The organism is Micromonospora sp. ATCC 39149 (assembly GCF_000158815.1).
Classification (GTDB): domain Bacteria; phylum Actinomycetota; class Actinomycetes; order Mycobacteriales; family Micromonosporaceae; genus Micromonospora.
On sequence record NZ_GG657738.1, the window covers coordinates 4902230 to 4908343 of the forward strand.

Here is a 6114-nt window from a genome sequence, read left to right on the forward strand (position 1 = left end):
CGATTTCCCGTCCTCGTGGTCTGGCGCCATGCTCCCGCCGGTGGCTGGGGAGCGGGCGACCGGCAGGGCCGCCACCAGCAGCAGGCTCAGCAGCACGTACGTGTTGCGGACCAGGAACTCGCCGGGCGAGTCGGTGGGCACGGGGGCCACCCCCCAGTCGTGGAACGACACCACCCCGTAGCTGATCAGCGCGCCGGTGAGGACGGCCAGGCCGGTCAACCACCGTCGCCGTCGGGCCCCGGCCGGCGTGGCCGGGTCCGTGGCGAGCGCCGTGTCGGTCAGCACCACCACCGCCGGGACGAACCAGTAGATGTGGTGGGTCCAGGTGATCGGGCTGACCAGCGACCCGACCAGGCCGGTCAGGGTCAGGCCGGTGAGCGCGTCGCGGGCTCGGGCGGCTCGGGCGGCGCGCCACAGCCCGTACCCGGCGACCAGCAGGGCCAGCGCGAGCCACCACGCCCGACTCGGCTCGGCCGGCGCGGTGAGCCGGCTGAGCAGCCCGAACAGCGACTGGTTGCCGGTGTAGTCGGTGCGCCCCACCCGGTCGGTCGTCCACAGCTCGTGGGTGAAGAACCGCCACGAGTCCGACGGGAACACGGCCGCCGCGAGCAGGGTGGCCCCGGCGGCGGTCGCCGAGGCCACGGCCGCGTCCCGCCAGCGCCGGGCCGCCAGCAGGTAGACGATGAAGATGCCGGGGTAGAGCTTCAGCGCCGTGGCCAGCCCGACGCCCACGCCCGCCCAGCGCCGCCCCTGCGGCACGGCGAAGAGGAGGTCGGCCAGGATCAGCACGACCAACAGCATGTTGATCTGACCGAAGGTGATCGTCTCCCGGGTGCTCTCCACGGCGAACACCAGCAGCACCCCGACGGTGAGGGTGAACACCCGGGGCAGGCCGTGCCGGGCGACGACCGGGGCGAGCAGCCATCGGGTGGTCACCACCACGCCGAGCATGGTGAGGATCGTGAAAACCGCGATCGTCAGCCCCAGCGGCAGCAGTGCGAACGGGCGCAGCAGCAGCGCGCTCAGCGGCGGGTAGGTGAAGTACAGCTCGCCCTGCACCCGGTCCGGCTGCACGTAGTCGTAGAGCGGGTGGCCGGCGGCCCACCAGTCCATCGCCCGCATGTAGATCTTGAGGTCGAGGAAGTCGTGTTTCAGTCCGGGCAGGTACAGCGCCGGCAGCACGGCCGCCAGGGCCAGCACCGTGACCAGCCGGCGGACCCGGCGGGCGCCCGGCTCGTCGGCGGTGACGGAGGGTGGCGCGATCGGTTCAGCGGGCACGGGGAAACCCTAGCGGTCCGTCCCGCCTACCGTGCCGAGGCGCGAGGGCGTGGGCTGCGCGTAGGCTGTGGCCGTGGCTGATCTCCTCGTCTGGATCGACTGTGAGATGACCGGGTTGGACCTTGGCAGGGACGCGCTGATCGAGGTCGCCGCGCTGGTCACCGACCCCGACCTCAACGTGCTCGGCGACGGGGTCGACGTGGTGATCCACGCCGACGAGGCGGCGCTGGAGGCGATGCCGGAGATCGTCCGGACCATGCACGGCAAGTCCGGGCTGACCGAGGAGGTCCGACGCTCCGCCGTGACCCTCGCCGAGGCCGAGGACCTGGTGCTCGACTACGTCACCAGCCACGTGAAGGACCCGCGCGCCGCCCCGCTGTGCGGCAACTCGATCGCCACCGACCGGGGCTTCATCTCCCGGGACATGCCGCGCCTCGATGCCCACCTGCACTACCGGATGATCGACGTCTCCAGCATCAAGGAGCTGTGCCGGCGCTGGTACCCGCGGGTCTATTTTGGGCAGCCGAGGAAGGGGCTGGCCCACCGGGCGCTGGCGGACATCCGGGAGAGCATCCGGGAGTTGGAGTACTACCGGCGGACGATCTTCGTCCCGCTGCCCGGCCCGGACGTGGACAGCGCGAAGGCCATCGCCGCGCAGCTCTGACCCGGGGCTCTCCTCGCTGCCGACCCTGACCTGACCTGGGCGCCGGGGCGGCTCATCGGGCGGTGAGGCCGCGCCGGGTGGAGACACCGGCCGGCAGCCGGTTCAGCTCCGCCCAGGACAGCGCCGGCTCCGCGCCACGCGCGTTGCGGGACTCCCGGTACGCCGGCTGCGCCGGGAACCATCCCTGCGGTCCCCGCCACCGTTGCTCGGCGTACTGCTCGTATCGGTCATCAGGCATATTCGGCATGACCATACCGTCCCAAAGAAAGTTGTACATGTATGGAAATAGATATGACGTGGTCGTGGTGCCTCGGGCTCCCGCCATCGGCGGGTGACGACGAACGGTAGCCACCGGCGATGCTCCGTACGTCTACCCGTCCGCCGTGGGTGTCAACCAGCCCGCGCACGACGGCCGACCGGCGGCCGGAGAGCCAGCCGGCGGCGAGCTGACCGCCCCTGCCGCCCCGGTCATCGCCGACGGCGCGAAGACGCGGGCCCCGACGGCGTACCGTGATCATGTCGGCGTCCCCGGCGGGCGCGGCGGAGGGAGGCGACCGGTGCGTGACCGGCGGCTGTACCTGCACCTGGTGAGCTGGCTCGGGCAGTGGCCGGCGGGCCCCGGGCTGCACGTGGTCCGCTCGCACCGGCGCGACCTGCCCGCCTGGGACGGCCGGCTCCGCCCGGCGATCGCGGTCGGCGACGGCCGTGGCACGGTGCTGTCGGTCGCGGCCCGGCACGTCCCGGCGGTCCGGGCACTCGCCGCCCGGTCGGAGCGGCGGCTGCTCGCCGGCCTGCCGGCCGCCGTCGCCCATCCCCGTTGGGTGTCCAACGACGACGTGTTCCGGTGGACCCTGGCCCCGGCCCCCCTGCCGGAGGTGGGGGAGTGGATCGCGCCGACCGAGCCGGGGCTGCCCCGGTGGCTGGAGCTGTTCGACCGCGAGGTGCTGGTGGTGCGGGACGCCGACGGTCGGTACCTGGCCGGTGTGGCGATCAAGCGGCACGACGCCCACGGTCACGAACTGGCCGTCGGCACCGCCCGGGCAGCCCGGGGCCGGGGGCTGGCCCGCCGGCTGGTGGCACAGGCCGCCCGGCGGGTGCTCGACGAGGGCGCCGTGCCGACGTACCGGCACGACCCGGCCAACGTCGCGTCGGCGCGGGTGGCGGAGGCGGCCGGCTTCCCGGACCGGGGCTGGCGGTCGTACGGGGTCTATCCGCCGTAGGCGGGCCGTCCCCAGCCCCGGCCCGGGGCACCAATCAGTGGGACCCTGGCCGGGTCAACAGCCCTGTCGCCCGCTGCTGATCGTGTACCGGTAGCCCTGCCAGTCGATGTAGCCGACCGCGGCGACGCAGTAGTTCGCGGTGCCGGTGACACCTCGCGGCCCCGCATAGTAGGCGTAGTTGCCGAGGTCCTGGCTGGAACTGGCCGCCACCGTGCACGGCTTCCCCTCGCCGGACTGCTCCGTGCATCGGTACGCGCGTACGGAGGTCGGTGCGGCGACGCCGTACGCCGCGCCCTTGTGGTAGAAGCACGCGCTGTTCGTGCCGCCGTTGGAGGTGTTGTAGAAGATCGTCAACTCGCCGGGACCGTAGCTCTCGCTGTAACTGACGGTCCCGGAGCAGGACACGGCGGCCTGCGAGGGGGGCGCGAGGGCGACGACGAACGCGCCGCTCATGGTCACCGTGGACAGGACGAGTGCAAGAACCCTGCGGACGTGCCGCACGATGGCTCCCTTCGGTCTGTCTTACCGGACGGGACGGACCCGCAGGCGGACAGGACGATGCCAAAGCCTGGCGGGCCGGGGGCACCCTTCCTTCCGCCCGCCGGGAACCAGCGGGTTTCTGCGATGGGAAGGCTCGGGAACCGATGGATGAGAGAGTGCCAACAGTGCAAAGCGTGCCAAAGGTCAGCTCTCGGGTCGATGCCGAAAAGCTGTCGAATCAACGACAGGTATCCATGAAAGGCGGCAAGTTGCGACAGTAGGGCGCGGACCGTGGATCCCGGGCCGGATCCACGGTCCGCGCGGCCTCTCCCAGGTCCTCCCGTGGGCGGCCGGTCGCTCCACCGGCCGCTGTCCCGCCCATAACGCTACGTATCGAGATTGGGGTGGGCAAGGGGGGAACCGGCGGGTCGACGGTGTCGTCTAGCGGACTTGACCTGCTGTTTAGTGAACCTGGCTCATTCGAGGGCTAGTGACGCAGCGTGCAGATCAGGATGATCGCCTGCCGGGGCCCCCTCAGTCGGCCAGGCCGAGCGCCTGCGCCGCCGCCCGCCCGTTGGCGTGGCTGGCCCCGTACGTGGTGACGAACGCGCGGGCTCCCGCCGGCCGCCACCGCCCCGGCCAGCCCATCTCGACCACGGTCACCGGGTGCGCGGCGGCCAGCGCCTCGACCAGCCCCGCGCCGCCGGGCAACCGGTGCAGGTGCCGGCCGACCAGCACGATCGGCCGGTCCCCGGCGAGTCCGCGCAGGGTCGCCGCGTCCGTCTCGGCGGCCACCACACGGATCTCCTCCAGCCCGGCCAGGTGCGGGCCGAGGCCCCACGGCACCCGCCCCTGCGCCATCGTGGCGGCGGCGTGCAACTGCACGACGAGGGGGCGGCCCAGCCCGGTGACCTCGCCCTCCACGCGGACGGCACGTCGCGCGACGGCGTACCCCAGGTCGGTGGGGGCGAGGGCCGGCGGGCCGGCGGCCCGGGTCGCGGCGGCGAGCATGGCGGCCCGGCCGGCGGCCTGCTCGACCCGGACCCGGCTCAACCGGCCGTCGCCGAGCGCGGCGACGATCTCGGCGGCGACCCGCTCGACCAGCGCGGCGTTGACCCTCGCGCCGATGCAGAGCAGGTCCGCCCCGGCGGCGAGGGCCAGGACGGCGGCCGGGCCGATGCCGCCGGCGGCCAGCGCCGCGCCCTTCATCTCCAGCGCGTCGGTGATCACCGTCCCGGTGAAGCCGAGCTCGCGGCGCAGCAGGTCGACCAGGACCGCCTGGCTGAAGGTGGCCGGGCCGTCGCCGGTCAGCGCGGGAACCCGGATGTGCGCGGTCATGATCGACAGGACCCCGGCGTCGACGACCGCCGCGAACGGGGGCATGTCACGCTCGCGCAGCACCGCCGGGGTCGCGTCCACGGTGGGCAACTCGTGGTGGGAGTCGGCGATCGTCGCCCCGTGGCCGGGGAAGTGCTTGGCGCAGGCGGCCACCCCGGTCGACTGGAGACCGGCGACGGCGGCGGCCGAGTGGACGGCCACCCGGGCCGGATCCGCGCCGAAGGAGCGGGTGCCGATCACCGGATTCTCGTCGGCGGTGTTCACGTCCACGGTCGGGGCGAGGTCGACGGTGATCCCCAGAGCGGCCAGTTCGGTGCCGATCGCCGCGTACACCCGTTCGGTCAGCGCCGGGTCGTCGACCGCGCCGAGCGCCGCGTTGCCCGGGTACGGGCTGCCGGTGGCGTGGGCGAGGCGGGTCACGTCCCCGCCCTCCTCGTCGATCGCGACCAGGACGTCGGCCCGGGCGGCGCGCAGCGCGGCGGTGCTCCCCGCCACCTGCGCCAGGTCGTGCACGTTCGTGCCGAACAGGGTGTGCCCGGCCAGCCCCTCGGCGACCAGGCCGACGGCCCAGTCCGGCGGGACCGGCCCCGGATACGCGGCGAGCAGGGTGCCCAGCGCGAGCCGGCGCAGTCCTGGATCGATCCCCACGAAATCTCCCCTCTGTCGCGCCCGGCCTCCGGGGCGCGTGGCACCGGCGGTGCCGGCCGCTGCCTGGTCGTCCGAGTACCCCGGTTCGGGGCGGCCGTTACGCTACGGTCACCCGGCTGCGGGTCGGTCTGGGGTTAGCAAAGTTTACGAAAATCAGAGGACGTGGCATGAGTGCGACCCGGCTGCCCGGCACCCCCCGCCTGTTGCGAGCGCTCAACGACCGCGCGGCGCTGGAGTTGCTGCTGGAGCGGGGGCCGCTGACCCGGGCCCGGCTCGGCGAGCTGACCGGGTTGTCCAAGGTCACCGCCTCCCAACTCGTCGAGCGGCTGGAGGAGCGCGGCCTGGTCGCCCGGGTCGGCGAGCAGGCCGGCGGGCGGGGCCCGAACGCCCAGCTCTACGCCGTGCGGCCGGGGTCGGCGTACGTGGTCGGGGTGGACGTCGGCGCCGAGCGTGTGGTGGCGGCCTGCGCCGACATCACCGGCGCGG

The 6114-nt window shown here is 73.6% G+C and carries 7 protein-coding genes; 3 read left to right on the top strand and 4 right to left on the bottom strand.

What is annotated here, in order from left to right; translation table 11 throughout:
• Positions 1–1278, bottom strand: a 1278-nt coding sequence (locus MCAG_RS21415) for a glycosyltransferase family 87 protein (protein ID WP_007075070.1), incomplete at its 3' end; no start/stop codon positions are given.
• Between the two features lie 67 nt (positions 1279–1345).
• Between MCAG_RS21415 and orn the strand changes: the two genes are divergently transcribed.
• Entirely contained in the window at positions 1346–1942 is a 597-nt protein-coding gene (gene orn / locus MCAG_RS21420; protein WP_007075071.1) for an oligoribonuclease, read from the top strand.
• 52 nt (positions 1943–1994) lie between these two features.
• Here the strand turns inward: orn and MCAG_RS21425 are convergent, their stop codons facing one another.
• A complete protein-coding gene (locus MCAG_RS21425) occupies positions 1995–2180 on the bottom strand; it encodes a DNA repair protein (protein ID WP_232290244.1) in 186 nt (61 codons plus the stop codon).
• Between the two features lie 319 nt (positions 2181–2499).
• Between MCAG_RS21425 and MCAG_RS21430 the strand changes: the two genes are divergently transcribed.
• Positions 2500–3162 carry a GNAT family N-acetyltransferase gene (locus MCAG_RS21430; protein WP_036377752.1) on the top strand — a complete coding sequence of 221 codons (663 nt, stop codon included), beginning with the start codon at positions 2500–2502 and terminating at the stop codon, positions 3160–3162.
• Between the two features lie 54 nt (positions 3163–3216).
• Here the strand turns inward: MCAG_RS21430 and MCAG_RS21435 are convergent, their stop codons facing one another.
• Both MCAG_RS21435 and MCAG_RS21440 read right to left on the bottom strand, forming a co-directional pair.
• Positions 3217–3663: a hypothetical protein gene (locus tag MCAG_RS21435; RefSeq protein WP_007075074.1), complete on the bottom strand. Its 447-nt coding sequence runs from the start codon at positions 3661–3663 to the stop codon at positions 3217–3219.
• A 513-nt stretch (positions 3664–4176) separates the two neighbouring features.
• Positions 4177–5628 carry a glycoside hydrolase family 3 N-terminal domain-containing protein gene (locus MCAG_RS21440; protein WP_007075075.1) on the bottom strand — a complete coding sequence of 484 codons (1452 nt, stop codon included), beginning with the start codon at positions 5626–5628 and terminating at the stop codon, positions 4177–4179.
• Positions 5629–5795: 167 nt separating this feature from the next.
• On the opposite strand from MCAG_RS21440, the gene MCAG_RS21445 reads away from it, so the two are divergent.
• Positions 5796–6114, top strand: a 319-nt coding sequence (locus tag MCAG_RS21445; RefSeq protein WP_007075076.1) for a helix-turn-helix domain-containing protein, incomplete at its 3' end; no start/stop codon positions are given.